At 67.1% G+C, this 26,757-nt stretch carries 27 protein-coding genes; 18 read left to right on the top strand and 9 right to left on the bottom strand.

The features are described from left to right. Positions 1-136: 136 nt before the first annotated feature. From L1088_RS09720 to L1088_RS09705, 4 genes are read left to right on the top strand one after another with little or no spacing between them, the layout of a single operon-like run. Positions 137-1,606, top strand: coding sequence for an ABC transporter ATP-binding protein (locus L1088_RS09720; RefSeq protein WP_234554823.1), 1,470 nt, complete (start codon positions 137-139; stop codon positions 1,604-1,606). Further along, a complete protein-coding gene (locus tag L1088_RS09715) occupies positions 1,603-2,652 on the top strand; it encodes an ABC transporter permease (RefSeq protein WP_234554822.1) in 1,050 nt (349 codons plus the stop codon). Before L1088_RS09720 ends, L1088_RS09715 begins: the two co-directional genes overlap by 4 nt. Further along, positions 2,652-3,485, top strand: coding sequence for an ABC transporter permease subunit (locus L1088_RS09710; RefSeq protein ID WP_234554821.1), 834 nt, complete (start codon positions 2,652-2,654; stop codon positions 3,483-3,485). The genes L1088_RS09715 and L1088_RS09710 overlap by 1 nt, the downstream gene beginning before the upstream one ends. A gap of 3 nt (positions 3,486-3,488) precedes the next feature. Beyond that, complete coding sequence (locus L1088_RS09705) at positions 3,489-4,628, top strand: BMP family ABC transporter substrate-binding protein (RefSeq protein WP_234554820.1); 1,140 nt, start codon at positions 3,489-3,491, stop codon at positions 4,626-4,628. Between the two features lie 61 nt (positions 4,629-4,689). On the opposite strand, the gene L1088_RS09700 is transcribed toward L1088_RS09705, so the two are convergent. From L1088_RS09700 to L1088_RS09690, 3 genes are all read right to left on the bottom strand, one after another. Then, complete coding sequence (locus tag L1088_RS09700) at positions 4,690-5,988, bottom strand: acetyl ornithine aminotransferase family protein (RefSeq protein ID WP_234554818.1); 1,299 nt, start codon at positions 5,986-5,988, stop codon at positions 4,690-4,692. Between the two features lie 119 nt (positions 5,989-6,107). Then, entirely contained in the window at positions 6,108-6,656 is a 549-nt protein-coding gene (locus L1088_RS09695; RefSeq protein ID WP_234554817.1) for an NUDIX domain-containing protein, read from the bottom strand. Then, positions 6,653-7,039: a GatB/YqeY domain-containing protein gene (locus tag L1088_RS09690; protein ID WP_038046301.1), complete on the bottom strand. Its 387-nt coding sequence runs from the start codon at positions 7,037-7,039 to the stop codon at positions 6,653-6,655. The genes L1088_RS09695 and L1088_RS09690 overlap by 4 nt, the downstream gene beginning before the upstream one ends. A gap of 31 nt (positions 7,040-7,070) precedes the next feature. On the opposite strand from L1088_RS09690, the gene purH reads away from it, so the two are divergent. Beyond that, positions 7,071-8,561, top strand: a complete 1,491-nt coding sequence (purH, locus tag L1088_RS09685; protein WP_234554816.1) for a bifunctional phosphoribosylaminoimidazolecarboxamide formyltransferase/IMP cyclohydrolase — start codon at positions 7,071-7,073, stop codon at positions 8,559-8,561. 7 nt (positions 8,562-8,568) lie between these two features. On the opposite strand, the gene L1088_RS09680 is transcribed toward purH, so the two are convergent. From L1088_RS09680 to L1088_RS09665, 4 genes are all read right to left on the bottom strand, one after another. After that, on the bottom strand, positions 8,569-9,618 hold the full coding sequence (locus L1088_RS09680; protein ID WP_234554815.1) for a fatty acid desaturase: 1,050 nt from the start codon (positions 9,616-9,618) through the stop codon (positions 8,569-8,571). A gap of 128 nt (positions 9,619-9,746) precedes the next feature. Continuing rightward, a complete protein-coding gene (gene dtd, locus L1088_RS09675) occupies positions 9,747-10,205 on the bottom strand; it encodes a D-aminoacyl-tRNA deacylase (RefSeq protein ID WP_234554814.1) in 459 nt (152 codons plus the stop codon). Between the two features lie 3 nt (positions 10,206-10,208). After that, positions 10,209-11,051 carry a DegV family protein gene (locus tag L1088_RS09670; protein WP_234554813.1) on the bottom strand — a complete coding sequence of 281 codons (843 nt, stop codon included), beginning with the start codon at positions 11,049-11,051 and terminating at the stop codon, positions 10,209-10,211. Continuing rightward, positions 11,035-11,877 (bottom strand): DegV family protein, encoded by an 843-nt coding sequence (locus tag L1088_RS09665; protein WP_234554812.1) that lies wholly within the window; start codon positions 11,875-11,877, stop codon positions 11,035-11,037. The genes L1088_RS09670 and L1088_RS09665 overlap by 17 nt, the downstream gene beginning before the upstream one ends. Before the next feature lie 99 nt (positions 11,878-11,976). On the opposite strand from L1088_RS09665, the gene serA reads away from it, so the two are divergent. The 7 genes from serA (at position 11,977) to L1088_RS09630 (ending at position 18,731) form a co-directional block, all read left to right on the top strand. Continuing rightward, positions 11,977-13,542, top strand: a complete 1,566-nt coding sequence (gene serA / locus L1088_RS09660; protein WP_234554811.1) for a phosphoglycerate dehydrogenase — start codon at positions 11,977-11,979, stop codon at positions 13,540-13,542. A gap of 185 nt (positions 13,543-13,727) precedes the next feature. Then, entirely contained in the window at positions 13,728-14,171 is a 444-nt protein-coding gene (locus tag L1088_RS09655; protein WP_234554809.1) for a GbsR/MarR family transcriptional regulator, read from the top strand. Beyond that, entirely contained in the window at positions 14,168-15,358 is a 1,191-nt protein-coding gene (locus L1088_RS09650) for an ABC transporter permease (protein ID WP_234554808.1), read from the top strand. Before L1088_RS09655 ends, L1088_RS09650 begins: the two co-directional genes overlap by 4 nt. Position 15,359: 1 nt before the next feature. Next, entirely contained in the window at positions 15,360-16,055 is a 696-nt protein-coding gene (locus L1088_RS09645; protein ID WP_234554807.1) for an outer membrane lipoprotein-sorting protein, read from the top strand. Continuing rightward, the gene (locus L1088_RS09640) at positions 16,056-17,252 is read left to right on the top strand and encodes an ABC transporter permease (RefSeq protein ID WP_234554806.1); all 1,197 of its coding nucleotides are present in this window, start codon (positions 16,056-16,058) and stop codon (positions 17,250-17,252) included. 9 nt (positions 17,253-17,261) lie between these two features. Next, positions 17,262-17,945 (top strand): ABC transporter ATP-binding protein, encoded by a 684-nt coding sequence (locus L1088_RS09635; RefSeq protein WP_234554805.1) that lies wholly within the window; start codon positions 17,262-17,264, stop codon positions 17,943-17,945. Between the two features lie 15 nt (positions 17,946-17,960). Then, positions 17,961-18,731, top strand: coding sequence for a hypothetical protein (locus L1088_RS09630; protein WP_234554804.1), 771 nt, complete (start codon positions 17,961-17,963; stop codon positions 18,729-18,731). Between the two features lie 27 nt (positions 18,732-18,758). Here L1088_RS09630 and L1088_RS09625 read toward each other — a convergent pair whose 3' ends face one another. Continuing rightward, entirely contained in the window at positions 18,759-19,190 is a 432-nt protein-coding gene (locus tag L1088_RS09625) for a hypothetical protein (protein ID WP_234554803.1), read from the bottom strand. A 10-nt stretch (positions 19,191-19,200) separates the two neighbouring features. Continuing rightward, complete coding sequence (locus tag L1088_RS09620) at positions 19,201-20,577, bottom strand: PucR family transcriptional regulator (protein ID WP_234554802.1); 1,377 nt, start codon at positions 20,575-20,577, stop codon at positions 19,201-19,203. Between the two features lie 144 nt (positions 20,578-20,721). Between L1088_RS09620 and hpaI the strand changes: the two genes are divergently transcribed. The 6 genes from hpaI to hpaD are packed head-to-tail and all read left to right on the top strand — an operon-like array spanning position 20,722 to position 26,757. Beyond that, complete coding sequence (gene hpaI, locus L1088_RS09615; RefSeq protein ID WP_234554799.1) at positions 20,722-21,612, top strand: 2,4-dihydroxyhept-2-ene-1,7-dioic acid aldolase; 891 nt, start codon at positions 20,722-20,724, stop codon at positions 21,610-21,612. Further along, complete coding sequence (locus L1088_RS09610; RefSeq protein ID WP_234554797.1) at positions 21,609-22,349, top strand: fumarylacetoacetate hydrolase family protein; 741 nt, start codon at positions 21,609-21,611, stop codon at positions 22,347-22,349. Before hpaI ends, L1088_RS09610 begins: the two co-directional genes overlap by 4 nt. Beyond that, complete coding sequence (hpaE, locus tag L1088_RS09605) at positions 22,346-23,896, top strand: 5-carboxymethyl-2-hydroxymuconate semialdehyde dehydrogenase (RefSeq protein WP_234554795.1); 1,551 nt, start codon at positions 22,346-22,348, stop codon at positions 23,894-23,896. The genes L1088_RS09610 and hpaE overlap by 4 nt, the downstream gene beginning before the upstream one ends. Before the next feature lie 4 nt (positions 23,897-23,900). Further along, positions 23,901-25,352, top strand: coding sequence for a 4-hydroxyphenylacetate 3-monooxygenase, oxygenase component (gene hpaB / locus L1088_RS09600; protein WP_234554792.1), 1,452 nt, complete (start codon positions 23,901-23,903; stop codon positions 25,350-25,352). Next, the gene (gene hpaC, locus L1088_RS09595) at positions 25,352-25,813 is read left to right on the top strand and encodes a 4-hydroxyphenylacetate 3-monooxygenase reductase subunit (protein WP_135260486.1); all 462 of its coding nucleotides are present in this window, start codon (positions 25,352-25,354) and stop codon (positions 25,811-25,813) included. The genes hpaB and hpaC overlap by 1 nt, the downstream gene beginning before the upstream one ends. Then, a complete protein-coding gene (gene hpaD, locus L1088_RS09590; RefSeq protein WP_234554790.1) occupies positions 25,801-26,757 on the top strand; it encodes a 3,4-dihydroxyphenylacetate 2,3-dioxygenase in 957 nt (318 codons plus the stop codon). The genes hpaC and hpaD overlap by 13 nt, the downstream gene beginning before the upstream one ends.

Below are 26,757 nucleotides of genomic sequence, written 5' to 3'. Positions count from 1 at the left end.
TCTCCTTCCATCCCCTCTCCGCCCTCAGGTTCCTGGGGCTCTATGCGGTATAACGGTCAAGTCTGGGCCTCAGGGTTCTTTGGGCCTTGGGCACGGAGGTCGTGGTATCCTCAGGGCCGGGCCCTGGGCCCGGCCGATGTTGCAACTGGAGAACATCACCAAGCGCTTTGGCCCCGTGGTGGCCAACCATCGGGTGACCCTCGAGGTGGGCCCAGGAGAGGTGCTCGCCCTTTTGGGGGAAAACGGGGCAGGGAAGACCACGCTGGTGAGCATCCTCTACGGCCTCTACGCCCCGGACGAGGGGCGGATTTTCCTGGAGGGTAGGGAGGTGCGCATCCCTTCTCCTAGGGCCGCCCAGCGCTTAGGCATCGCCCTGGTGCCCCAGCACCCGGAGCTCATCGAGGCCCATAGCGTGGCGGAGAACCTGGCCCTGGGGCTGGACCTGCCGGCCTTCTTCTCCCGGGGTGCCCTGGTGCGCCGGTTGAGGGACCTCCTCAGGGACCACCCCTTGGGCGTGGACCTCGAGGCCCCCGTGGGGCGGCTTTCCGCGGGGGAAAAGCAGAGGGTGGAGCTCCTGCGGGCCCTTCTCAACCGGCCCAAGGTCCTCATCCTGGACGAGCCCACCAGCGTCCTCGCCCCGCAGGAGGCCGAAGGCCTCTTCCAAGAGGTGCGCCGCCTCAAAGGGATGGGTATGGCGGTGATCTTCATCAGCCACAAGCTGGAGGAGGTCTTGGCCATCGCCGACCGCATCGCGGTCTTGCGGGGCGGGGAAAAGGTGGGGGAGGTGCGCCGGGGGGAGGCGGACAAAGACCTCCTGGTGCGGCTCATGGTGGGGCGGAGCGTGGCCCCACCGCCCAAGGCCCCGCCCCCAGGGGAGGAGGTGGTCTTGGAGGTGCAGGACCTTCTGGTGCCCCGGCACGGCTTTCCCCTGCAGGGGGTTTCCTTTACCCTGCGGGCCGGGGAGGTGCTGGGGGTGGCGGGGGTGGCGGGAAGCGGCCAGACGGAGCTCCTCGAGGCCCTGGCGGGCCTCAGGCCCTACCGCGGGGAAGTGCGCTTTTTGGGAAAACCCCTCCCCAAGGATCCTGCTCGCCTCTTCTCCTTGGGCATTGCTCACATCCCCGAGGAGCGCGCCATGGGTGTGGTGGGGGGGATGAGCGTGGCGGAAAACCTGGCCCTACGCACCTACCGGTCCTACGCCCGGGGCGGGTTCCTGGACTACCGGCGCCTGGAGCAGGACACCCAGGGGTTTATCGCCCAGTACGGCATAAAAACCCCTTCGCCCCGCACCCCGGTGCGCTTTTTGTCCGGCGGCAACGTCCAGAAGGTGATCCTGGCCCGGGAACTGCGGGGGGGGCCTAAACTCCTCCTGGCCATGCACCCCACCTACGGGGTGGACGTGGGAGCGGCGGAGGAGGTGCACGGGCGCATCCTGGACCTGGTGCGCCAGGGGGCGGCGGTTCTCCTGGTGAGCGAGGACCTAGATGAGATTTTGTCCCTCTCCCACCGGGTGGCCGCCCTGTACCACGGACGCCTGGTGGGGCCTCTGCCCCGGGAGGAGGCGGACCGGGAGCGGCTTGGGCGCATGATGACGGAGGGGCGAGCATGAGGTGGGAGCTGGACCCCAACCCGAGCCCGGGGAAGGTGGCCCTCACCTATGGGCTCTTCCTGGCCTTGACCCTCCTGGCCCTGGGCGTTCTCTTCTGGGCCTACGGGGTTTCCCCCTTGAAGGCCTATGGCCTCCTCCTTTCGCCCTTGGGAGACAGCCTGGGCCTGGCCGAGGTGGCCCGGCGTACCATCCCGCTCCTCCTCATCGGTTCGGGGCTGGCCCTGGCCTTTCGCGTGGGCTTTTTCAACATAGGGGCGGAAGGGCAGCTCCTCATGGGGGCGGTGGGAGCGGCCTATGTGGCCCTCTTTCTTCCCTCGGGCCCCTGGACCCTGGTCCTGATGTTCCTCGTGGGCGGGGGGTTGGGGGCCTTCTGGGTGGGGATGGCCGCCTGGCTCCGGGTGCGCTTTGGGGCCAGCGAAATCCTCACTACCCTCATGCAGAACTACCTGGCCTACTACCTGGTGGTCTACCTGGTGGCGGGTCCCTGGAAGGGGCAGTTCGTGTTTGGCTTCCTTTACACCGACCGGTTTCCCCAGGAAGCCCAGCTTCCCCGGCTGGGGGACACCCTGGTCCACGGGCCCACCTTGCTGCTGGGGGTCCTGGCGGCGGTGGCCTTGCACCTCCTCCTCTTCCGCACCCCCTTGGGCTTTGAGTGGCGGGTGCTGGGGGAGAACCCTCAGGTAGCCCGCTACTTGGGTTTGAAAGGGGGGCAGCTACTTCTTTTGGCAGGGGCCCTTTCCGGCCTTCTTTCCGGTTTCGCCGGGGTAGGGGAGGTGGCGGGGATCCACCTGAGGCTCTTGGAGCCCGCTCAGATTTCTCTGGGCTACGGCTTCACCGCCATCCTGGCGGCCTGGCTGGCCCGGGGCAGGCCCCTCTTGGTCCTCCTCACCGCTCCCCTACTGGGCCTGATTTTGGCTGGAGGGGATGCCCTGAAGCTTTCCCTGTCCATGCCCTTTCGCGTGGTGGATGTGGTGGCTGGGCTTCTGCTCCTCGCCCTCATCGGGGCGGAGGCCGCAAGCCGCCACCGCCTGGTCTGGAGGCGCTAATGGAAGAGGCGCTGTTGCGTGCGGTACTCTTTGGCACCCCTATCCTCCTGGCCTCCCTGGGGGCCCTTCTTTCCGAACGGGCTGGGGTCGTGAACCTGGGGGTGGAGGGGATGATGGCCCTTTCTGCCCTGGCGGCCTTTGCGGTGGCTCAGGAAGCCGGTCCCGCTTTGGGGGCCTTGGCCGGGGTAGGGGTGGGGATGTTCCTGGGGCTCTTCCTGGGAGTTTTCACGGTTTCCCTCCGGGCCAACCAGTTTGTGGCGGGGCTGGCGGTGGCCGCCTTGGGGCTTGGAGCCTCAGGGTTATTGGGGAAGCGGTACGAGGGGGTGCCCCTGGCGCACCCCCTGCCTGAGGAGGGCTTTGCCCTCTTGGCCTTGGGTCTGGCTTTAGCCCTGCATTACCTTTTGCTGGGTAGCCGCTTTGGCCTGTACCTGCGCAGCGTGGGGGAGAACCCGAGGGCGGCAGACCTCTTCGGGGTGAACGTGGATGGGGTGCGTTATGGGGCCCTGGGCTTAGGGGGAGGGCTCGTCGGGCTCGCTGGGGCCTACCTCTCCCTGGCTTACCGCCCCTCCTGGACGGACGGCATGACCTCAGGGCTCGGCTGGGTGGCCATCGCCTTGGTGATCCTGGCGGCCTGGCAGCCCCTTAGGGCGGTTTTCGGCGCGTACTTTTTCGGGCTACTTTTCTTCCTGCAGTTCCGCCTGCAGGGCAGTGTACCTATACCGTCCGAGGCCTTTGCCGCCATGCCCTATCTTCTGGTTATCCTGGTCCTGTCGCTCTCGGGCCGCACCCGGGCCCCTAAGGCCCTGGGCGTGCCCTTTGAGCGGGGGAGGTAGAGGATGCGAAAACTGCTGCCGCTTGTGCTGGTGCTTCTGGGTTTGGCCTTGGGGCAAGGGGATAAGCTCAAGGCCTGTTTCATCTACGTGGGGCCCATCGGGGATGCGGGCTGGACCTACGCCCATGACCTGGGGCGGAAGAAGGCCGAGGCTGCCTTGCCCTGGTTGGAGACCCGGTACGTGGAGAGCGTGCCCGAGGCCCAGGCCCTTCCGGTCATCGACCGCTTCGTGAAGGAAGGGTGCCAGGTGATCTTCGCCACCAGCTTCGGGTACATGGAGGCGGTCCTCGAGGGAGCGAAGAAGTACCCGAACGTCATCTTTGCCCACGCTACTGGGATCAAGCGGGCTCCCAACGTGGCCACCTACATGGCCGACTTTTACCAGGTCTACTACCTGAACGGCCTGGCGGCCGGGGCCCTTTCCAAGACGGGCAAGGTGGGCTACGTGGCCGCCTTCCCCATCCCCGAGGTGAAGCGCCACATCAACGCCTTCACCCTGGGGGTGCGGGCGGTGAACCCCAAGGCCCAGGTCCTGGTGCGCTGGATCAACGCCTGGTACGACCCGGCCAAGGCCCGGGAGGCCACGGAGGCCCTGCTGGCCCAGGGGGCGGACGTCTTCGCCTTCACCGAGGACACCCCCACGGTCATCCAGACCGCGGCTAAGAAGGGGGCCTACTCTTTCGGCCACTACACCCCCATGCTGAAGTTCGCCCCCAACCACGTGGTTTCCGGCCAGATCGTCCACTGGGATGTCATCTACATTGACTTCCTCAAGAGGGTAAAGGAGGGGGTCTACACCGCCAAGAACCTAGAGAACGTGGACTACTTCTGGCTCCTGCAGCACAAGGCGGTGGAGATGGGGGCGGACTACGGGGTGCCCATCAACCCCAAGCACGTGCCCCTGTTGCAGAAGGCCCAGATGACGGTTGGGGGCAAGAAGGTCAGCGTGTACGACCGCATCATGGCCCTTATGAAGGACATGCAGAGCCCCAAGCCCACCTTTGACCCCTTCACCGGGCCCATCCAGGACCGCAAGGGGATGGTGCGCATCCCGGCGGGGAAAAAGGCTACCTTGCAGGAGCTCCTCAGCATGGAATGGGCGGCCCCGGGCGTGGTGGGGGACTGGCCGGGTGAGCCGAAGTAAAAGGGAAGGCAGCGAGGGCCGGGGGTGGCCCGGCCCTCGCTTCTTTGGGCTACTTCCTTCCCTAGAGGCTACGGAACACGGCCTCGAGGATCTCCAGGCCCATGGCCGCCTCCTCCCGGGTGAGGACGAGGGGTGGGGCGATGCGGAGGGCGGAAGGCCCCGCGGGGAGGAGGAGGAGCCCCTTCTGGAAGGCCAGCTCCACCGCCTTATCCCTGAGGTCGGGCCGCTCCTCCTCGGGGGTGCCGAAGTCCAGGCCGATCATCAGGCCCCGGCCCCGCACGTCCCCCAGGAAGGGGTAGCGGGCCTGCATTCCCCGGAGCTCCTGAAGCAAAAAGGCCCCCACCTGGGTGGCGTTTTCCATCAAGCCCCCTTCCAGCAGGTCCAAGGTGGCGTGGGCTGCGGCCGCGGAGACCGCCTGGCCGCCGAAGGTGGTGCCATGGGCCCCGGGGCGCCAGCTTGCGAGCTCCTCCCGGAAGAGGAGGGCGCTCAAGGGGTAGCCGGAGGCCAGGCCCTTGGCCAGAACGTACACGTCCGCCTGCACCCCTTCGTGTTCCAAGGCGAAGAAAAGGCCCGTGCGCCCGGCCCCCGTCTGCACCTCGTCGGCCACCAGGAGGATGCCGTGCCGCTCCAGGAGGGCCTTGAGCTTGGGGATGAAGCCCGGGGGCGGCACCAGGTACCCGCCTTCACCCTGGATGGGCTCCAGGAAGAAGGCAGCCACCTCCTCCGGGGGCAAGACCGTGCGGAAGAGGTGCTCCAGGTGCGCCAGGACCGCCTCGCCCACCTCTTCCGGCCTAGCCCCCAAGGGGGGACGGAAGGGGTTGGGGAAGGGCACGTGGACCACCCCGGGAAGGAGGGGGGCGAAGCCCTTGCGGTAGGCGCTCTTGCTGGCGGTGAGGGACAGGGATCCCAGGCTCCTGCCGTGGAAGGCCCCGGTGAAAGCCAGGAGGTAGGGCCTGCCCGTGTGGTGGCGCACCAGCTTGATGGCCGCCTCGATGCCCTCGGTGCCGGAGTTGCCGAAGAAGACCCGGTAGCCGCCGCCCAGCTTCTCGGCCAGCCGCTCTGCCAAGGAGAGGGTGGGCTCATGGGTGAAGTCGGAGAAACAAACGTGAGCGAAGCGCTCCGCCTGGGCCTTTACCGCCTCCAACACCTTGGGGTGGGCATAGCCGGTGGTGTTCACGGCGATCCCCGCCATGAAGTCCAGGAAGACGTTGCCGTCCACGTCCTCCAGGAACACCCCTTGCCCCCGGGCGGGGACGAAGGGGTAAGGTCGCACGTAGGAAGGGGAGAGCACCGCTTGCCCCTTTTCCATCAGGGCTTTGGCTTTGGGCCCCGGGAGGGGCGTTTTCACTTCCGGTTTCATACGGGGCCAGTCTACCAGGGAGCCCGAACGATTCCCAGGCGCACTTTATGCGCGAGTGGCGCAGGCTTTTGCGTCCGCGCCATTTCTTCTGGAAAGGGGCTTAGGTCCCCGAAGGAGCCTCAGAGAAGGCCTCGAGCCCGGAGGTGGGGCCGGGCGTAAAAGAGGGTGAGGGCCGTGGAGGCGTCCTCCACCCCCCCCCGTTCCAGAAGGGCGTAGAGCTCTCCCAGGGGCAGTTCTAGGGGCTCCAGGAGTTCCCCGTCTTCCAGCCGGGGAGGGGCCACCACCTCCGCTCCCAGGGCCAGGAAGGGGTGGAAGACCACCGCGGTGAAGGAGGGTTGGGGGTGAAAGGGGGGCAGGGGGAGAACTTCCTGGGCCTGGGCACCCACTTCCTCCAAAAGCTCGCGCCGGGCGGCTTCCTCCGGGGTTTCCCCAGGATCCACCTTGCCCGCGGGGATCTCCAGGAGGAACTTGCCCGTGGGGTGGCGGTACTGGCGGATGAGGAGGGCGGTGGCCCTTGCGGTTACAGGTAGGACGAAGCTTGCCGCCACCGGCCCAGGGCGGTAGATGTAGGTGAGCTCCTTGCCGGTGTGGGTGCGCAACCTTTCCCGTACCAGCCTTACGGGCTCGGAGAGGATTTCTTCCAGCTCGAGGCGCTTCCAGGGGCTCATCGCGTTAAGCGCTCGATGACCCGGCGCACCTTCTCCCCGGGGGCCCTGGGGCCCAAGGCCTTGGTGACCGCGCCGATGGCCGCCAGGGGGGTCTTGAACTGGGAAAAGTCGATGTTTTCTCGGATCCAGGCTTCGATCTCCTCCTCGCTCATCTCCTTTGGCAGGAAGCGGTCTAAAAACGCCACCTCAAAGGCGTTGCCCTGCTCTAGGGCGATTTCCCTCAGCGCCTTCAGCACCTTCACCGCTTCGGCGTCGGGCAGGGGTTTGCCGTCCCCCTTCCGGTCCAGCTCCGCCTTCACCACCCGGGCGAAGTCCAGGGTCTTCTGGTCCCGGGCCTTCATGGCCTCCTTGATGGTCGCCTTGATGGCCTCGTAGATGCTCATCCTCCTTAGTGTAGCCGGTAGAATGCGCCTTATGTGGGCGCTTCTTTCCGTTTCCGATAAGCGGGGGCTGGTGCCCTTTGCCGAGGGGCTCTTAGGCCTTGGCTTCCGGCTTCTCGCCACCGGGGGGACCTATAAAGCCTTGGTGGAGACGGGGCTTCCCGTGACCTACATCTCGGATTTCACGGGGTTCCCTGAGGTCCTCGAGGGCCGGGTGAAGACCCTGCACCCCAAGGTGCATGCCGGGCTTCTGGCCCGCCCCGACCAGGAGGAGGAGCTTAGGGCCTTGGGCTTGGAGCGCATCGGGGTGCTGGCGGTGAACCTCTACCCCTTCCGGGAAACCGTGGCCCGCGGGGCCGCCTTCGCCGAGGCCCTGGAGCAGATCGATATCGGGGGGCCGGCCATGCTCCGGGCGGCGGCCAAGAACCACCTGGCGGTGCTTCCCGTCTGCGACCCCGAGGACTATCCGCGGGTCCTCGAGGCCCTGAAAGAGGGCCCGACGCCGGAGTTCCGCAAAGAGCTTGCCCGCAAGGCCTTCGCCCACACCGCGGCCTACGACGCCGCCATCGCCGAGTGGCTTGCCGGGGAGAAGTTCCCGCCCGAGAAGTTCTTGGTCCTCAGGCGGGAAAGCCCCTTGCGCTACGGGGAAAACCCCCACCAGGAGGCGGCGCTTTACCGGGTTTTAGGGGAGGAGGGGCCCCTTTTGCAGGCGGAGGTCCTCCAGGGCAAGGCCATGAGCTTCAACAACTATCTGGACGCCGAGGCCGCCTGGAACCTGGTCTCCGAGTTTGGCGAGCCCGCCTGCGTGGCCATCAAGCACCAAAACCCCTGCGGGGTGGCCCTGGGGCAGGACCCCTTGGAGGCCTACCGCAAGGCCTACGAGGCCGACCCGGTTTCCATCTTCGGCGGCATTGTGGCCTTCAACCGGGAGGTGGACGGAGCCACGGCGGAGGCCATGCGGGAGGTCTTCTTGGAGGTGGTCCTGGCCCCGGGGTATACGGAGGAGGCCCTGGAAGTCTTTTCTCGGAAGAAGAACCTGCGCCTCCTCAAGGTGCCCTTTCCTGCCCAAGGCCCCTACCTGGACCTCCGCCGCCTCCGGGGCGGGGTGCTCCTCCAAGACGCCGACACCGAAGACCCCATCGAGTCCAAGGTGGTCACCCGGAAGGCCCCCAGCGAGGAGGAGTGGGCCGACCTCCTCTTCGCCTGGAAGGTGGTGAAGCACGTGCGCTCCAATGCCATCGTGGTGGCCAAGGGGGGGCAGACCCTGGGCATCGGGGTGGGGCAGACTAACCGCTACGCCGCCGCCAAGCACGCCCTCAAGACCGCCAAGGAGAAGGCCCAGGGGGCAGTTCTGGCCTCAGACGCCTTCTTCCCCTTCGACGACGTGGTGCGCCTGGCGGGAGAGTTCGGGATCGCCGCCATCATCCAGCCCGGGGGAAGCGTGCGGGACGAGGACTCCATCCGGGCGGCGGACGAGCTGGGCCTGGCCATGGTCTTCACCGGGGTGCGGCACTTCCGGCACTAAGGGCTGCTTAGTAGGCTTTTCGGCCTTGGGTTTCCCTTAGGCGCCGGTGGGCCTCCCTAAAGCCCACCAGCTTGCGGCTTTCCTCGTCGTAGAGGTGCATGTCAGCGAAGGCGATCTTGAAGGCATCCTTCAGGGTGACGGTGGGGGCCACCTTCACCAGGTCCACCTCCTCCTGCACCTTGGGCAGCAGGTAGTTGGGGATCTTGGGGGCCAGGTGGTGGATGTGGTGGAAGCCGATGTTCCCCGTGAGCCACTGCAGGACCTTGGGAAGCTTCAGGTAGGTGCTTCCCTCCATGGCCGCTTTGAGGTACTCCCAGCGGGGGTCGTGCTCCCAGTAGACGTCCTCAAACTGGTGCTGCACGTAGAAGAGGAAGATCCCCATCATCCCCGCCAAGTACTGGATGGGGAGGTAGACGAAAAGGAGGGTCTTCACCCCGAAGGAAACCACGATCCCTGCCAGCAAAAGGGCCAGGAAGAGGTTGGTGAGGGCCACGGAGTTGCGCACCGAGGGCTTGTCCGACCCATAGCCCAAGGGCAGGCGGTAGGAGAGCATGAAGACGTAGATGGGCCCCAGGAGGAACATGACGAAGGGGTTGCGGTATAGGCGGTAGGCGAGCCGCTGCCAAGGGGTGGCCCGCAGGTACTCCTCGAGGGTCATGGTGTAGATGTCCCCCACCCCCCGCTTGTCCAGGTTGCCGCTGGTGGCGTGGTGGCGGGCGTGGGATAGTTGCCAGTGGTGGTAGGGAACCAGAGTCAAAACCCCAGTGAAGAAGCCCAGAAGGTCGTTGGCCCACTTCTTGGGGAAGAAGGAGCCGTGGCCGGCGTCGTGTTGCAGGATGAAAAGGCGGACCAAGAAAAGGGCGGCCACGAGGTCCAGAAGGAGGGTCAGGGCCAGGGAAACGGAAAGGGCCTTGTGGGCCAGGTAAAAGAGGAGGAGAAGGGGAAGAAGGGTGTCCGCCACCTGGCGTAGGCTTCTTAGGGTGTTGGGCTTGGCGTAGGGTTTGATGAGGGGGATCCAGTCTTTGGGTTCGACTCGCTGAGGTTTGGCGTTCGGCATAAGCACTCCTCTTCTGGGGAGTGGTTCATGCTAGCCCTTTGGACCATGAGGACCATGAGGGCCAGGGCCTACCTCCTGGGGCCCTCGTCCCCGGAGGACCTAGGCAAGGCCGCGTCCTTTCGGTTGCCTCAGCGGGGCTTAAGCCGCTCCTCGGAGTCCAGGAGGAGGGTCACGGGGCCATCGTTCACCAGGTGCACCCGCATGTGGGCCCCGTACACCCCGGTTTCCACGTGCACGCCCTGTTGCAAGAAGGCCTCTATGGCCGCTTCGTAGAGCCGCTTGCCCAGGTCGGGCGGGGCAGCCCGGACAAAGGAGGGTCGGTTTCCCTTGCGGGTCTCCGCGTAAAGGGTGAACTGACTCACGAGGAGCACCTCTCCACCCACCTCCTTGAGTGAGAGGTTCATCTTTCCAGCCTTGTCGGGGAAGATGCGTAGGGCCACGATCTTGCGCGCCAGGTAAAGGGCGTCCTCCACCGTGTCCCCATGCCCCACCCCCAGGAGGACGAGAAGCCCTAGGCCAATCCTTCCCACCTCCTCGCCATTCACCTCCACAAAGGCCTCGGAAACCCGTTGCACCACCGCCCGCATCCCTCACCTCCTGGGACCGGCGAAGAGGGCCACGGTGCCCGGGCCCGCGTGGACGCTTACCGCCGCTCCTGCCCGCAAGGTGCCCAAGACCTCCACGCCTTCCATCCTAAGGGCCTCGTCCAAGGTTCTGGCTCCCTCGGGGTTGCTCGCATGGGCCAGGTGAACGAGCCCCCCAGTCGGGAAGTCCCGGCGAAAGAGCTCCACCAGCCTGCGCAGACCCTCCTTGAAGCCCCGCACCCGGGAGCCAGCCAGGACCCGACCCCCCTTGACCTCCAGCACCGGAAGGATTCTGAGAAGCCCGCCCATGAATCTCTGCAGGCCGGAGATCCGCCCGGAGCGGTGCAGGTAGATAAGGGTTTCGGGGAGGACATAGCCCCGCACCCTCTCCCGGTAGGGGGCGAGGGCTTCCTCCAGGTGTTCCCAGGCCACCCCTTTTCTTAGAAGGCGGCGGGCTTCCTCCAGCACCAAGAGGAGGCCCCCGTTCAGGGACCAGGAATCCAGCACCTGGACCCTTTCCCCGAACTCCTGGGCTACCGCCATAGCGGTGGCCACGGTTCCCGAGAGGTGGCCGGACACGTGGACGGAAAGCACCCGCTCGTGGGCTTGCAGGAGGGTTTCGTAGGTGGAGCGCAGGTCCTCCGGGGCCACCTGGCTGGTGGAAAGGCGCTCCCCCTTCTCCAGGAGGGCCAAAACCTCTTCTGGGCTGATCTCTACCAGGTCGCGGTAGGCCTTGTCCTTCCAGACCACCTGCTGGGGCACCACGTGGATGCCATACCTCAGGCCCTCTTCCGGGGAGAGCCCCAGGGTGGAGTCGGCCACGAAGGCCACGCTAGAGGCTGTACGCATAAAAGCCGTAGGTTCCGGGTCCGGTGTGGCTGGCGATCACCGCCCCCAGCTCGCTCACCAAAGCTTCCTCCACCGGAAGCCCTGAGGAGAGGACCAGCTCCTTAAGCTCTTTGACCGCCTGCTCTTCTGCGCTGTACAAGAAGAAGGCCCGGATGCGCCCACGCCCCGCCGCCCAAGCCTTGAAGTCCTTTAGGATCTCCTCTTTGGCTTTCCTTTCCCCCCGGGCGCGGCCCGCAGCTTCCACGCGGCCGTCCTTGAGGGTGAGGATGGGTTTGATGCCCAGGAGGGTGCCCAAAAGAGCTTGGGCCCCGCCGATGCGCCCGCCACGCTTCAAAAATTCCAAGGTGGCCACGCTGAAGCGGACGAAGTGGTCCCGGCGGATGCGCTCAAGCTCCTGGAGCACCTCCTTTAGGGATTGCCCTTCGGCGAGGAGTTCATGGGCCCGGAGCACCATCATGCCGATGCCCAAGGAAGCCGCCTGGCTGTCCAACACGGTGATGCGGCCGGGGAAGCTCTGCGCCGCCAGCTCCGCCGACTGCACCGTGCCCGAGAGTTTGGCGGAGATGTGAAGGGAAAGGACGTGGTCCGCTTCCGCTAAAGCGTCCTGGTAGGCCTTGAGGAAGTCCTCGGGGGAGGGTTGGCTGGTGGTGGGGAAAGCCTCCCCCTGGCGCACCTTGCGGAAGATCTCCTCAGGAGTGATCTCCTCCCAGTCTCGGTACACCCTGCCCCCCAGGTTCACGTAAAGGGGCACTGCCCGGATCCCCAGGCGCTCTCGCAGGGGCTTCGGTAGGTCAGAGGTGGAGTCGGTTACCAAGGCTACCTTCATCAGGCCTCCTTGTGGTCCGGCCCAGGATACCATAGGGGCCCGGTGTAGTGTAGCGGCCCGGTTGCCCCGGGGGTCGGTTTTTGTTAGGGTCAAGGGTATATGTGGCGGGTCCTGGTGTCCGATGATATGCGGTTGGGGGACGTGAGGTACCCCGGGGTACTCTTGGACTACCGGCCGGGCATAGGGCGGGAGGAGCTTTTAGAGATCATCCCCGCCTACGATGCCCTCATCACCCGGAGCCGAACCCAGGTGGATGCGGAACTGCTCCAGCGGGGCAAGCGGCTCAAGGTGGTGGGCCGGGGTGGGGTGGGCGTGGACAATGTGGACCTCGAGGCGGCAAGCCGCCTGGGCATCCTGGTGGTGAACGTGCCCGAGGCCAACACCCGCTCCGCGGCGGAGCTGGCCTTTGGCCTCCTCCTGGCGGCGGCCCGGGGGATTGCCCTTTCCGACCGCAAGATCCGCGCCGGGGAGTGGGACCGGAAGTTCCTGGGCTTGGAGCTTAAGGGGAAAACCCTGGGCATTGTCGGTTTGGGGAGGATCGGAAGCCAGGTGGCCCGCTTCGCCAAGGGGTTTGAGATGCGGGTCTTGGCCTACGACCCCTACATCCCCCGCACCCGGGCGGAAAGCCTGGGGGTGGAGCTTTTGGAGGACCTTTCCGACATGCTCCGGCAGAGCCATTTCCTCACCGTCCACACCCCCCTCACCGAGGAAACGCGAGGGATGATCGGCAGGCGGGAACTCTACCTCCTGCCCCGGGGGGCGGTGGTGGTGAACGCCGCCAGGGGGGGGATTGTGGACGAAAAGGCCCTGTTGGAGGTTTTGGAGGAAGGCCACCTGTTCGCCGCTGGCCTGGACGTGTTTACCCAGGAGCCTCCCCCCAAGGACCACCCGCTTCTTAACCACCCGAAGGTGGTCCTCACCGCCCACCTGGGGGCCAACACGGTGGAGGCCCAGGAGCGGGTGGGGGAGGCCGTCCTCGAGCGGGTGGTGCGCACCTTGGAGGGGGACCTTTCCTACGCCCTCAACACCGGCTTTGACCCCGAGGCCCTCGAGGCCCTTAAGGGGTTTCTGCCCCTGGGGGAGGCTTTAGGCAAGCTCCTGGCCCAGATCACCCGCGGGCGGCCACAGGTCTTGGAGGTGAGCTTCCTGGGCCAGTTTGAAAAGGACCCCGAGCCCGCGGCCAGCGCCGTGGCCAAGGGATTTCTCTCCCGGGTGCTGGGGGGGGAGGCGGTGAACCTGGTGTCCGCCCGGCCCCTCCTGAAGGACCGGGGCATCCGCCTCGTCACCCGCAAGGAGGAGCAGGCGGGGGAGTACACCAGGCTTCTGGAGGTGCGCCTAGCCACCGACCAGGAGGAGCGCCGGGCCCGGGGGGTGGTGATGGGGGGTAAGCCCCGCCTGGTGGGCATCGACGACTACGCCCTCGAGGTGGTGCCCGAGGGGTACATGCTGGTCTGCGTGAACTACGACCGCCCCGGGGTGGTGGGCCAGGTGGGGACCCTTCTGGGGGAGGCGGGGGTGAACATCGCCGGGATGCAGCTGGGGCGGGACGTGCCTGGGGGCAGGGCGCTTTTCGTCCTGGGCGTGGACCAAAAGCCCGCCCCCGAGGTGCTGGAGGCCCTGAGGGCCCTGCCGGTCCTGGAGCGGGTGGACCTGGCGGAGCTCTAGGCGCGGGGCACGGGATCGGATTGGGAGCCAAAGGGCACAGAGCCGGTCGGTGAAGCACCCGGCCCCGGCTTGCCCCTCCCGGCGGGCCCAGGCGGCGCCCGCCCCGGGGGCCGCCCCCTTGCACCCGCTTTGGATTTCAAAAGTTCACTATTGACAAAACTTACTGATCTCTTTACGCTGGAGCCATGGACCCTGCCCTGAAGCGGTGGGTGGAGGAGACCGCCCTCCTCTTCGAGGCGGCGGGCCTTCCCCGGATGGCGGGCCGGGTTCTGGCCTTTCTCCTGGTGGCCGAGCCGGCGGAACAGAGCGCCAAGGAGATGGGGGAGGCCCTATCCGCCAGCAAGGGGGCCTTGAGCGGCGCCCTGAACCTCCTCACCCGGTTGCAGCTGGTGGAGCGCCTGCGCCGCCCGGGGGAGCGGGCGGACCGGTACGCCGTGCGCCCGGGGGCCTGGCGGCGGCTCCTTTTGGAGAAGGCCCGCACCCTTGCCCTATACCGGGAGCAGGCGGAGAAGGGGCTGGCCCTGGTGGGAGAGGCTCGGGGGGAAAGGCTCAGGGAGATGCGGGACCTCTACGCCTTCTTTGAGCGGGAGCTTCCTAAGCTCTTGGAGAGGTTTCCGGGGGAGGCATGAGCCTTCTTAGGTTGGCCTGGCGGAACGTGCTCCGGCAGAGGCGGCGTACGGCCCTGCTTTCCCTGGTGGTGGTCTACGTGACCGTGGCCGTGCTCTTCCTGTTCGGCTTCCTGGACGGCTACGGGGAGAGCCTGGTGGAAGCTTACGCCCAGTACGTGGAGGCCCCGGTGGTGGTGGCCCGGGAGGTTTGGTGGCAGGACCCAGACCCGGAAAACGGCTTCCGAGAGCTGCCAGCGGTGGCCCACCCCCTGGTGCAGGCGGCCACGCCCAGGCTTTCCCTCTACGCCCTCCTCCGCTCCCCCTACCGGGTGCAGGGAGGGGTGGTCCTGGGGGTGGACCCGGAGGGGGAAAAGACCCTCTCCCGCGTGCCCTTTAAGGTGAGCCAGGGCCGGTGGCTTTCCGCCCCCGGCGAGGCGGTCCTGGGCCAGCGCCTGGCGGAGCGGCTGGACGTGCGGGTGGGGGAGAGGCTGGTGGTGGAAACGGGGAAGGGGGCCTTGGGCCTTTTGGTGGTGGGCCTGGTGCGAGCCGGGGTGGGGAATGTGGACTTCGGCGGGGTTTACGTGCACCTGGAGGACGCCCGGAGGCTTTCCGGGGGAAGGGTGCTGGCCACCCACCTGGCCCTGAAGGTGCCCCGGGGGAAGGAGGAGGGGGTGGCCCAGGCCCTGAACCAGGCTTTGCCGGAGGGGCTTCGCGCCCAGGGAGTGTGGGAGCTCATGGGTCCCATCCGGGCGGACTACGAGGGTAGCCGCCTCTTCTACGTGCCCCTCCTGGGCCTTTTCATGCTTCTGGCGGCGGTGGCCGTGGTGAGCACCACCTACGTGAGCGTGCGGGAAAGGCTTAGGGAGTTCGCGGTGGCGGAGAGCCTGGGGCTCTCCCCCTTCCGCCTGGCGGCTCAGGTGGCCCTCGAGGCCGCCCTGGCCAGCGGCCTGGGCCTCCTCCTGGGCCTCCTCCTGGGCTACGCCCTCCTCTGGTACACCTCCACCCACGACGTCTTCGGTCCCCTCATGCGCCTTTCCGTGGAGCTTTTGCCGGAGTCGGGGCTTTCCGAGCACCTCTACACCGCTCTGCGCCCGGTCTACGCCCTCTACGCCGCCATGGTGGTGGGCCTTTCGGCCCTCCTGGCCCTTCTCTTCCCGGGCCGGCTGGTTCTTGCCCTGGAGCCCACCCGCTACCTGAAGGGGGAGTGAGATGAAGCGGTTTGGCATCCTTCTTTTGGCCCTTGCGGCCTTCGCCCTGGGGCAAAGCCCCCTGGAGAAGCTGAAGTCCGCTTTGGACCGCCTGCGGGGGCCTGCCCACCAGGCGGTCTACGCGCTCAAGGTGGAGCGGCCTGGGTCCAGCCGCACCTACCGCCTTAGGGTCTACACCGATGGCGAACGGGCCCACCTCCGGGTCCTGGAGCCCAAAGCGGAGGCGGGGATGGCCTTCCTCTCCCTGGGCCAGGACCTCTACCTCTATGACCCCCGCCTGGGCCGCACCTTGCGCCTGCCGCCTTCGGGCAGGAGCGAGCGGTTTTTGGGATCGGACCTCACCTACCAGGACCTCATGGGGCGGGACCTGGAGGAGCTTTTCCAGGTGACCGAGGAAGGAGGCACCCTGCGCCTTGTTCCCAAGCCTGGCGCGCCCACCCCGTACGGCCGGGTGGAGGTGTACCTCAGGGAGGGCTTCATCGAGCGCGTCCTCTACTACGACCAGCGGGGGCAGGCGGTGCGGGAGCTCCGAATGGGGAGCTACCAGCGCCTAGACGGGGCCTACTTGCCCAGGACCCTGGAGCTAAAGGACCTCACCCGGCAGGGCTACCGCACCCTGGTGGAGGTGACCGAGGTCCAGGTGGGCCCGGTGCCCGAGCGTTGCTTCAGCCCGCTGTACCTGGAAAGGGGGTGCTAGGTGCTCCGCCTGGCCTGGCGCAACCTGTGGCGCACCCCGGGCCGAAGCCTCACCACCGGGGGCGTGGTGGCCCTGGTGGTCTTCCTCTCCCTGGTCTTCCTCTCGGTGTACGCCGGAGCGTTTGACGCCTTCTTCCGGCTCCTTTTGGAGCGCACCGGGCACCTGGTGGTGCGGGTGGAGGGGTACGAGGAGAAGGAGGATTTGGAGAGCTTGGCCTTTGCCCCGCCCGCCCTGCCGCTCCCTTCCGGGGCGCGGGTGGAAGGGGTGGTGGAGGGGGGGTGCCTGGTCCTTGCCGGGGAGCGGAGCCGCTACGCGGTGGTCACGGGTCTGGAGCCCGCGGGCTTGGCCCGGCAGAAGAACCTCCTCAAGGCGGGCCGCCTGCCGGAGGCCCCGGGGGAGGCCCTCTTGGGCGAGGCCCTGGCCCAGGCCCTTAGGGTGGGCCTGGGGGACGAGGTGGTGGCCTACGCCCCCGGGGGCTTGGGCCTTGGGGTGTACGCCTTCCGGGTGGTGGGGCTTTTGGACCTGCCGGAGACCCACCTCGAGGCCCGCACCCTGGTAGTCCCTCTGGCCGACGCCCAGGCCCTCCTGGCCCCGGGCCGGGTGACCCGGCTGGAGGTGCGCCTGGAAGGCCTTGGGCTTTACGACCTCAAGCCCCTGGAGGAGCTCAAAGCTGCCCTGAAGCCCCACCTCCAGGGGTTGGTGGCTGAGACTTGGCTGGAGGCCAACCCCATTTACGCCGCCATCCTGCCCCTTTACGACACGGTGATGGCCCTTTATGTGGGCGTCTTCTTCCTCCTCGGGGGGCTCATCCTCTTGAACGCCCTCTACCTCTCCCTGGTGGAACGGGTGCGGGAGTTCGGGCTTTTGGCCGCCCTGGGCCTCACCGGGCGGCGGGTCATGGCCCTGGTCTTCTGGGAAAGCCTCCTCCTGGTGGGGGTCTTTGCCTTGGTGGGCTTGGGGGCCGGGCTTCTGGTGCACCTGGAGCTGGCGGACGGCTTCCGCTTGCCCCTGCCTCAGTGGATTTTGGAGCAGTACCGGGAGTTTGGCCTGCCGGAGGTGCTCTACGGGCGGCTTTCGCTGAAGGAGATCCTCCTTACCTTGGGGTATGCGGTGGGGACGGGGCTTTTGGCGGCCTTATGGCCGGGGTGGCTGGCCTCGAGGCTGGAGCCGGTGGAGGCCATGCGCTACGTGCCGTAGGAGGTGAGGATGCCCATCTTGGAAGCCAAAGGCGTGCGCAAGGTGTACCGGGGGGACGGGGTGGAGACGGAGGCCCTGAGGGGGGTGGACCTCGCCCTGGAGCCGGGGGAGTTCACCGCCCTGGTGGGGCCCTCGGGGAGCGGGAAGAGCACCCTCCTGCACCTTCTTTCGGGGTTGGACCTGCCCACGGAGGGAGAGGTGTGGGTGGGCGGGGTGGCCCTTTCCCGGCTTTCCCGCTCGGAGCGGGCCCGCTTCCGGCTGGAGAGGATTGGCCTGGTGTTTCAGGCCTACAACCTCCTGCCCGTTCTCACCGCCCTGGAGAACGCGGCCTTCGTCTTGGAACTGCGGGGCCTTCCCCGGCCCGAGCGGGAGCGGCGGGCCATGGAGGCCCTGGCGGCCCTGGGCCTAAGGGAGAAGGCGGGGCGGTTCCCCCGGCAGCTTTCCGGCGGGGAGCAACAGCGGGTGGCCGTGGCCCGGGCCCTGGCGGCGGAGCCCCTTTTGGTCCTGGCCGACGAGCCCACCGCCAACCTGGACTCCAAAACGGGCTTGGCCCTCATCGAGCGCATGAAGATCCTGAACGAGGAGAAGGGGGTGACCTTTCTCTTCTCCACCCATGACCCCAGGCTTCTGGAGCACGTGCGGCGCATCGTGCGCCTGGAGGACGGGCGCATTGTGGGGGAGGAGCGCCGCTAGGCGAGGGTTCAGAAGATGCGGCGGTTCGTGGGGTTCCTCGCCCTTGTCCTATCCCCAACCTTGGCCCAGGGGTACGAGGTGGGGGCCTTCGGCTTGGGGGGCCAGATTACCCTGTACCTCCGCCTTTTGGGGGAGGTGCCCGTGGAGGGGGGGCGGCTATTCTACGCCCTGGCCTCCTACCTCCAGCCGGGCCTGGGGGAGGGAGGGCTTGCCGTGGAGCGCCTTTACCTGGCGGCGGCGGGGGAGGCGAGCCTCACCCTGGGGCGCTTCCCCTATACCTTCGGCGAGGGGCGGCTTTTTCCCTACACCTGGAATGCCCCTAGCCCCGCGGCCGGGGTAGAAGGGGTGTGGGGTGGCTTCCTCACCCTCTACGGGGCGGCCCGCCTGCGTCTGGGGTACGCCTGGGGCCCGGGGGTGTTCGCCGAGGCCGCATGGGGGGACCTCAAGGCCCTGGCCTTCCCCGGAGGGGTGGGACTGGCGGGAAGCGCCCGCCTGGGAGAGGCGGTGGTTTACGGGGAGGCGATGGGGCTTGCTTCCGGGCCGAGGGCGCTTTTGGGGTGGAGCTGGGCCTGGGGCCCCGGGGAGATGGTGTTGGAGGCCGCCTACCCGTTGGGGGTGGGGCTGGCCTGGATGGGGCAGGTGGAGGGCCTGGGGGTTTCCCTAAGGGCCTCCTATGGGCAAGGCTGGTCCTGGGGCCTGGGGCTGGGGTGGGAGGGGTTCAGGGTGGAGCTGGGAGGAGTGGGGCCTTTATGGCGGTGGAGCGGAAGCTGGAGTGGGGAGTTTTAGCACAAGCAGAGATTATCGTGACATAAATCACTTACGTTTGCCAAACCCGTATACCAACTCCTCCCCCTTGCGTACCACCAAAAGGAGGGCTGGGCGGCCCAAGCTGTCCCTAAGCAGGTACTTGGTGCGCACCTCTCCGTCCACCACCTTTTCCTCCTGCCCCTCCACAAAGTACCCCACGGCGGCGAAGGCGGTGAGCACCTGCTGCACGAACGCGGCGTGCAGGCGGCTGGCGATCCCCCTGGCGACAAAGGCCTCGAGGGCGTACCCCTTGGCCTCGGGGAAGCGGAGAAGGAGGGGCTCGGGGCTCCTGGCCTTGTAGGTGCCCGAGGGCAGGCGCACCGCCGGGTCCAGGCCCGAGGCCAGGGCCGCCACCGCCGTTGCCTCCACCAAGGTTTGGGCGAACCCGCCGCCCAGGAAGAGGAGGAGAGCCAGGCCAAGCGCCCTTAGGTTTTCCATACCCGGTATCTTAGCCCATCAGGAGGTCCCGGGCGCGGAGGGCCAGGTGCACCCGGGCCAGGACCTCGGGCTGGGAAAGGGGACCCAAGGTGGCCTCAATGCGCCTCAGGCGGTAGCGCAGGGTGTTGGGGTGGACGTGGAGAGTGCCCGCGGCCTCCTCTACGCTGCCTGCGGCCATGTAGGCCTCGAGGGTCTTGAGGAGCTTGGGAGGCAGGGGTAGGTAGCGCTCCACCAGGGCCTTGAGGTCTTCGGGGGATTGTTGCAGGAGGACAAAGGCCACGGGGTCCAGGCCGCTGAAGGAGAGGGCCTCCCCAGGCCGGGCCGCCTTGAGGGCGATGAGGGCCTCGCGGTAGGCGTTTTGCACCTCCTCCCCGGCCGCGTGAACCGCGGAGTACCCAAGGCGGCTTCCCGGGGCGAGGGCCTGGAGGAGGCCCTCCGCCTCCTTGCGGGGGGTGTGCACCTGCCACATGGCCGCCACCCGGTTGCCCCGCACAGCAAGGAGGTAGGGCACCCCCAGGCGGTCCAGGTAGGTGCCCGCCCGACGCTGGATTTCCAAGGTGGCCTCCCGCCGCCTTTCCTCTGCCAAGCGGTGGCGGCCCAGCACCTCCGGTGGTTCCAAAAGGGCCAAGACCCACTCCACCCCTTCGGTGAAGCCAAAGGCGAAGAGGCGTTCGGGCTCGGCCTCACCCAGGATGAGGCCCTCTAGCAAAGCCCCACCCAGGGATTCCTCCCGCATCCTCTCCAAAGAGCGTTCCAGGGCCCTAACCCGCAGCAGCCTGGCCGCCACTTCCAAAAGCCCCCGGGCCTGGTGCAGGACTTCCTCGTCCCCAAAGGCCGCCAAAATCCCCTCCCCGGCCTCCAGGGCCACCCACCCTCGACCCTCTCCGGGCTCCTTGGGAGCTTTGGGGGGCACCGTGCCGGCGAAGCCCAGCACCTCCCCCCAGGGGGCCACCCGGGCCAGGGCCAGGCCGGTGGCCTGGTAGAGAACCTCCAAAAAGGGCCTTTCTGGGAGCTTGAGCAAGAGGTCCAAAAGACTGGCTAGACCGAGACCCGCCCCCAAATGGAAAAGGCGCAAGGCTAGGGCCCTGGCCAGCTCCTCCCGCTTTAGCCAGGGAGGGTAGAGGGCCACGCCTAAGCCCTCCTGCCTGGCGTAGGCTAAAAGCTCCGAGTCGGGAGCAGGAAGGAGGAAGCCGCTGGCAGTGCGGTAGCGCCAGAGGCTCCCCTCGGGGCGGAAAAGGAGGAGGGCCCCCTCCAAGGGGAGGAGGGGCCTGGCCTCCTCGAGGAGGTAGAGGACGGGGCGGTCCGAGGGGACCAGGACCTCGAGGCCCAGGGCTTGGACCAGGTCATGGAAGGCTATAGAGTTTTCGCCAAATAACCCGCTAGACATGGTTGGCTTTTACAATATTCTGCTCGGTCCTTACGCGCAAGGGGGGTATTTTGTTGAAGAGAACAAAGATATAGTGAAACCCTGGTCTGCACACAGTTGCCTCATGGGACGCTAGAGGGCAGGCTGGAAGGCGAAAGGAGCAACATGTTCCGCGGGTCCATCCCACCCTTGCCTACCCCTTTTCTCCAAGGGCGCGTCGACGAAGAGGCCTTAAGGAGGCTCGTGGAGCGGGCCATCCAGGGGGGCTCCCACGGGATCAGCGTGGGGGGCACCACCGGGGAGCCCGGCACCCAGACCCTGGAAGAAAGAAAGCGGGTCATAGAGGTGGCCCTGGAGCAGGCGGCGGGTCGGGTGCCGGTGATCCCCGGCACCGGCGCCCTGCGCCTGGAGGAGACCCTGGAGCTCACCCGCTTCGCCAAGGAGGCGAGGGCCCAAGGGGCTATGGTCATCGTGCCCTACTACGTCAAGCCCAACCAGGAGGGCCTCTACCGCTACTTCGCCGAGGTGGCCAAGGCGGTGTCCGACTTTCCCATCCTCCTCTACAACATCCCCGGCCGGGCGGGAGTGGAGATCGCCCCCAAGACCGTGGCCCGCTTACGGCGGGACTTTCCCCACATCGTGGGCCTCAAGCACTCTTCCAAGGACTTGGAGTACCTCTCCCACCTCTTCCATGAGGTGGGCCAGGACTTCCTGGTGTTCTGCGGCCTAGAGAGCCTCACCCTCCCCATGATGAGCCTGGGAGCGGTGGGCACCATCGCCGCCACCGCCAACTGGCTCCCCCAGGAGGTAGCGAAGCTCACCGAGCTCGCCCTGGCGGGGGACTACGCTGGGGCCAGGGAGCTTCACTACCACCTCCTCGAGGCCAACGAGGCCATCTTCTGGGACACCAACCCCATTCCCCTGAAGACGGTGCTTTCCTGGATGGGCCTTTTGGAGAAGGAGTGGCGTCTCCCCTTGGGCCCCACCACCCCCGAGGTGGAGGAGCGGCTAAGGGCCATGGCCCGGCGCTACCGCCTGATCGGGGAGGAGGCATGAAGCTCTGCCGCTTCCTGGCCAAGGGCAGGCTCCACCACGGGGTGTACCGGGACGGCCTCCTCCTGGACGAAGCCGGGGAGGCCCATGATCCCAAGGAGGTCACCTGGCTCCTCCCCTTTACCCCCGGCAAGGTGATGGGGGTGGCCCTGAACTACGCGGACCACGCGGAGGAGCTGGGCCTTTCCCGTCCCGAGGAACCCGCACTTTTTTGGAAGCCAAACAATAGCCTCCTTCCCCATAAGGGCGTGGTGCGTTACCCCAAGGGGGCGGAGTACATGCATTACGAGGTGGAGCTGGCGGTGGTGGTGGGCCGGCCCATGCGCCGGGTGAAGGCCAAGGACGCCCTGGACTATGTCCTGGGCTACACCATCGCCAACGACCTGGTGGTGCGGGACCACGTTTCCAACACCTTCCGCCCCCCCATCCGGGCCAAGGGGCGGGATACCTTCGGCCCCTTGGGGCCCTTCCTGGTGGTGGACGAGGTGGAAGACCCCCAGAACCTCTGGCTTCGCGCCTACGTGAACGGGGAGCTGAGGCAGGAGGGGCACACCTCGAGGATGCTCTACAGCGTGGCGGAGCTTTTGGAGTACATATCCGAGTTCATGACCCTGGAGCCCTACGACGTGCTCCTCACCGGGACGCCCAAGGGCATAAGCCGGGTGCTTCCCGGGGATGTCATGCGGCTGGAGATCCAAGGGCTTGGCGCTTTGGAAAACCCCATTGAGGAGGAGGCATGAGGTACCAGGACCAGGTGGCCGGGATTCCCCGGGAAAGGATCGAGGCCATTCGAAACGCCCTAAAGGGGTGGACGGCCCTTCACTTCATCGGCGGGGAGTTCCACCCCTCGGAAAGCGGGGAGGTCTTCCCCACCCTGGACCCTTCCACGGGCGAAGTGCTCTCCCACGCCGCCCGGGGCGGGGAAAAGGAGGTGGACCGGGCGGCCCGGGCAGCCCACGAGGCCTTCCAAAGGTGGAGCCGCACCCCAGCCCGGGAGCGGAAGCGCTACCTCCTCAGGATCGCCGAGCTTCTGGAGAAGAACGCGGACGAGCTCGCCGTGGTGGAGGCCCTGGACGCGGGGCAGGTGTTGCGCATCGTCAAGGCCCAGGTGGCCCGCACGGCGGAGAACTTCGCCTTCTATGCGGAGTACGCGGAGCACGCCATGGAGGACCGCACCTTCCCCGTGGACCGGGACTGGCTTTACTACAGCCTGAGGGTCCCGGCTGGGCCGGTGGGCATCATCACCCCCTGGAACGCCCCCCTGATGCTCTCCACCTGGCGCATCGCCCCCGCCCTGGCCTTCGGGGACACCGTGGTCTTGAAGCCCGCGGAGTGGAGCCCCTTAACCGCCAGCAAGCTGGCGGAGATCGTGCAGGAGGCGGACCTTCCCCCTGGGGTCTTCAACCTGGTCCAGGGCTTTGGGGAGGAGGCGGGGGCCGCCCTGGTGGCCCACCCCTTGGTGCCCCTCCTCACCCTCACCGGGGAGACGGAAACCGGGAAGATCGTCATGCAAAACGCCGCCCGCCACCTCAAGCGGCTTTCCCTGGAGCTTGGCGGGAAAAGCCCGGCCCTGGTCTTTGCCGACGCCGATTTGGAAAGAGCTTTGGATGCGGTGGTCTTCCAGATCTATTCCTTCAACGGGGAGAGGTGTACCGCCAGCTCCCGCCTCCTGGTGGAGGAGTCCATCTTTGAGACCTTTGTGGAGAGGGTAGCCGAAAGGGCCCGGGCCATCCGGGTGGGTCACCCCCTGGACCCCGAGACCGAGGTGGGCCCCCTCATCCACCCCGAGCACCTGGAGCGGGTTTTGGGGTATGTGGAGGCGGGCCTTAAGGAGGGGGCGAGGCTTCTCGTGGGCGGGAAGAGGGCCACCGCCTCCTTCCGCGGGGAGGACCTCTCCCGGGGGAACTACCTGGAGCCCACCCTCTTCGTGGGGGAAAACCGCATGCGCATCGCCCAGGAGGAGATCTTCGGGCCAGTGTTGGTGGCCATTTCCTTTAGGGATGAGGAGGAGGCCTTGAGGCTGGCCAACGACACCAAGTACGGCCTCGCCGCCTACGTGTTCACCCGGGACCTGGAAAGGGCCCACCGCCTGGCCTTGGAGCTGGAGGCGGGCCTGGTGTACCTCAACAGCCACAACGTGCGCCACCTGCCTACTCCCTTTGGCGGGGTGAAGGAAAGCGGCGATCGGCGGGAAGGCGGCCACTACGCCCTGGAGTTCTACACCGACCTCAAGGCCGTGGGGCTTCCCCTAAGGCCCCCCCACGTGCCCAGGTTCGGAAAGAGGTGAAAGGATGGCAAGGATGGGAGCGGAGTATCTGGAAGCCTTGAAGGAGCGGCCCCCCAATCTCTGGTACAAGGGGGAGAAGGTGGAGGACCCCACCAGCCACCCGGTCTTCCGGGGGATCGTGCGCACCATGGCGGCCCTTTACGACCTGCAGCACGACCCCCGGTACCGGGAGGCCCTCACCTATGAGGAGGAGGGGAAGCGGCACGGGATGAGCTTCCTCATCCCCAGGACCAAGGAGGACCTGCGGCGCCGGAGCCAGGCCTACAAGCTCTGGGCCGACCAGAACCTGGGGATGATGGGCCGTAGCCCCGACTACCTGAACGCCGTGGTCATGGCCTATGCCGCCAGCGCCGAGTACTTTGGGGAGTTTGCCGACAACGTGCGGGCCTACTACCGTTACCTCCGCGACCACGACCTGGCCACCACCCATGCCCTCACCAACCCCCAGGTGAACCGGGCCAAGCCCCCCTCGGCTCAGCCCGACCCCTACATCCCCGTGGGGGTGGTGCGGCAGACGGAAAAGGGCATCGTGGTGCGGGGGGCGCGCATGACCGCCACCTTTCCTCTGGCGGACGAGGTCCTCATCTTTCCCTCCACCCTCCTCAAGGAGGGCCCCGGGAGCGAGAAGTACGCCATCGCCTTTGCCCTCCCCACCTCCACCCCAGGACTCCACTTCGTCTGCCGGGAGGCCCTGGTGGGGGGGGACAGCCCCTTCGACTACCCCCTCTCGAGCCGCCTCGAGGAGATGGACTGCCTGGTGGTCTTTGACGACGTCCTGGTGCCCTGGGAGCGGGTCTTCATCCTGGGGAACGTGGAGCTCTGCAACAACGCCTACGCCGCCACCGGGGCCCTCCACCACATGGCCCACCAGGTGGTGGTCCTGAAGACCGCCAAGACCGAGGCCTTCTTGGGGGTGGCCTCCCTCATGGCCGAAGGGATTGGGGCCGACGCCTACGGGCACGTGCAGGAGAAGATCGCCGAGATCATCGTCTACCTGGAGGCCATGCGGGCCTTCTGGACCCGGGCGGAGGAGGAGGCCAAAGAGAACGCCTACGGCCTCCTGGTGCCCGACCGGGGCGCCTTGGACGGGGCCCGGAACCTCTACCCAAGGCTCTATCCCAGGATCCGGGAGATCGTGGAGCAGATCGGGGCCAGCGGCCTCATCACCTTGCCCTCGGAGCGGGACTTCCGGGGACCCTTGGCGCCCCTTTTGGAGAAGTACCTGCAGGGGGCCACCCTGGAGGCCAAGGAGCGGGTGGCCCTCTTCCGCCTGGCCTGGGACATGACCCTTTCGGGCTTCGGGGCCAGGCAGGAGCTCTACGAGCGCTTCTTCTTCGGGGATCCGGTGCGCATGCACCAGACGCTTTTCGGGGTCTACGACAAGGAACCCTACAAGGCCCGCATCCGCGAGTACCTGAAGGGGGTCCTCCAGGCCCTAGAGGAGGTGAAGGCCTGATGGCGGACGGGCTTCAGGAAGCCTTCCGGGAGGCCCTCGCCCGCTTCGCCGCCGGGGTGACGGTGGTCTCGGCCCAGCACGGGGGAGAGGAGCGGGGCATGACCGCCACCGCCTTCATGTCCTTGAGCCTGGAGCCTCCCCTGGTGGCCCTGGGCATCCACGAGAAGGCCAAGCTCTGGCCGGTCCTCGAGGCCGCCCGCGCCTTTAGCGTGAGTCTCCTCCGGGAGGGGCAGGAGGCGGTTTCCCAGCACTTCGCTGGCCGACCGCAGGAGGGGGTGGCCTTGGAGGAGGGGAGGGTGCCAGGGGCTTTGGCGGTGCTTCGCTGCCGCCTGGAGGCGGTCTACCCGGGGGGGGACCACCGCCTGGTGGTGGGCCGGGTGGAGAGGGTGGAGCTTGGGGAAATGGGGCCTCCCCTGGTGTACTTCGCCCGCGGCTACAGGAGGGTGGTATGGCCATCGTAAGGGTGGGGTTCATCGAGCTTTGGGTGCAGGACCTGGAAAGGAGCTTGGAGTTCTACGAGGGGCTTCTGGGCTTTCGCCTGGAACATAGGGAGGGAAAAAGCGCCTACCTCCGGGGCTACGAGGAGCTGGAGTGGAGCCTCAAGCTCACCCAGGCGGAGCGGCCCGCTGTGCGGAGCCTGGGCTTCAAGGTAGACGGGAACGGGATGGAACAGGCCCAAGCCTGGGCCCTTCAGGAGGGGCTTCCCCACCGGCTGGAGGCCGACTGGGGCAGGCCCAGGGTCCTTCGGGTGCAGGACCCCTTCGGCTACCCCTTGGCCTTCTACCACGAGGCGGAGAAGCTTCCCCGCATCCTGCAGGAGTACCACCTCTACCGGGGCCCTGGGGTGTTGCGCATCGACCACCTGAACCTCTTTTGCCCAGAGGTGGCCGAGGCCACCCGCTACTACCAGGAGCACTTGGGCTTTCGTCTCACCGAGTACACCGAGGACGAAGGGGGCAGGCTTTGGGCCAGCTGGCTCCACCGCAAGGGCAACGTCCACGATGTGGCCTTCACCAACGGGGAAGGCCCTAGGCTCCACCACTTCGCCTACTGGCTTCCCGAGCCCATGGCCATCCTCAAGGCGGCGGACATCCTGGCGGGGGCCAGGCGCACGGACCAGATCGAAAGGGGCCCGGGGCGGCACGGGATCTCCAACGCCATGTTCCTTTACCTCAAGGACCCGGACGGGCACCGCATCGAGCTTTACACCTCCGACTACCTCACCGTGGACCCCGACCTGTCCCCGGTGCGCTGGAGCCTGAACGACCCCCGCCGCCAGACCCTTTGGGGGCACCGTACCCCCAAGAGCTGGTTCCTGGAGGGGAGCGCCCTTTTGGACCTCGAGGACCAGCCGGAGCCCACCCGCCCCTCGCCGCTTTCCGGCATCCCCGAGCACGTCACCTAG

This window comes from Thermus caliditerrae (assembly GCF_021462525.1).
Classification (GTDB): domain Bacteria; phylum Deinococcota; class Deinococci; order Deinococcales; family Thermaceae; genus Thermus; species Thermus caliditerrae.
This window is presented reverse-complemented; position numbering and strand designations above follow the sequence as displayed.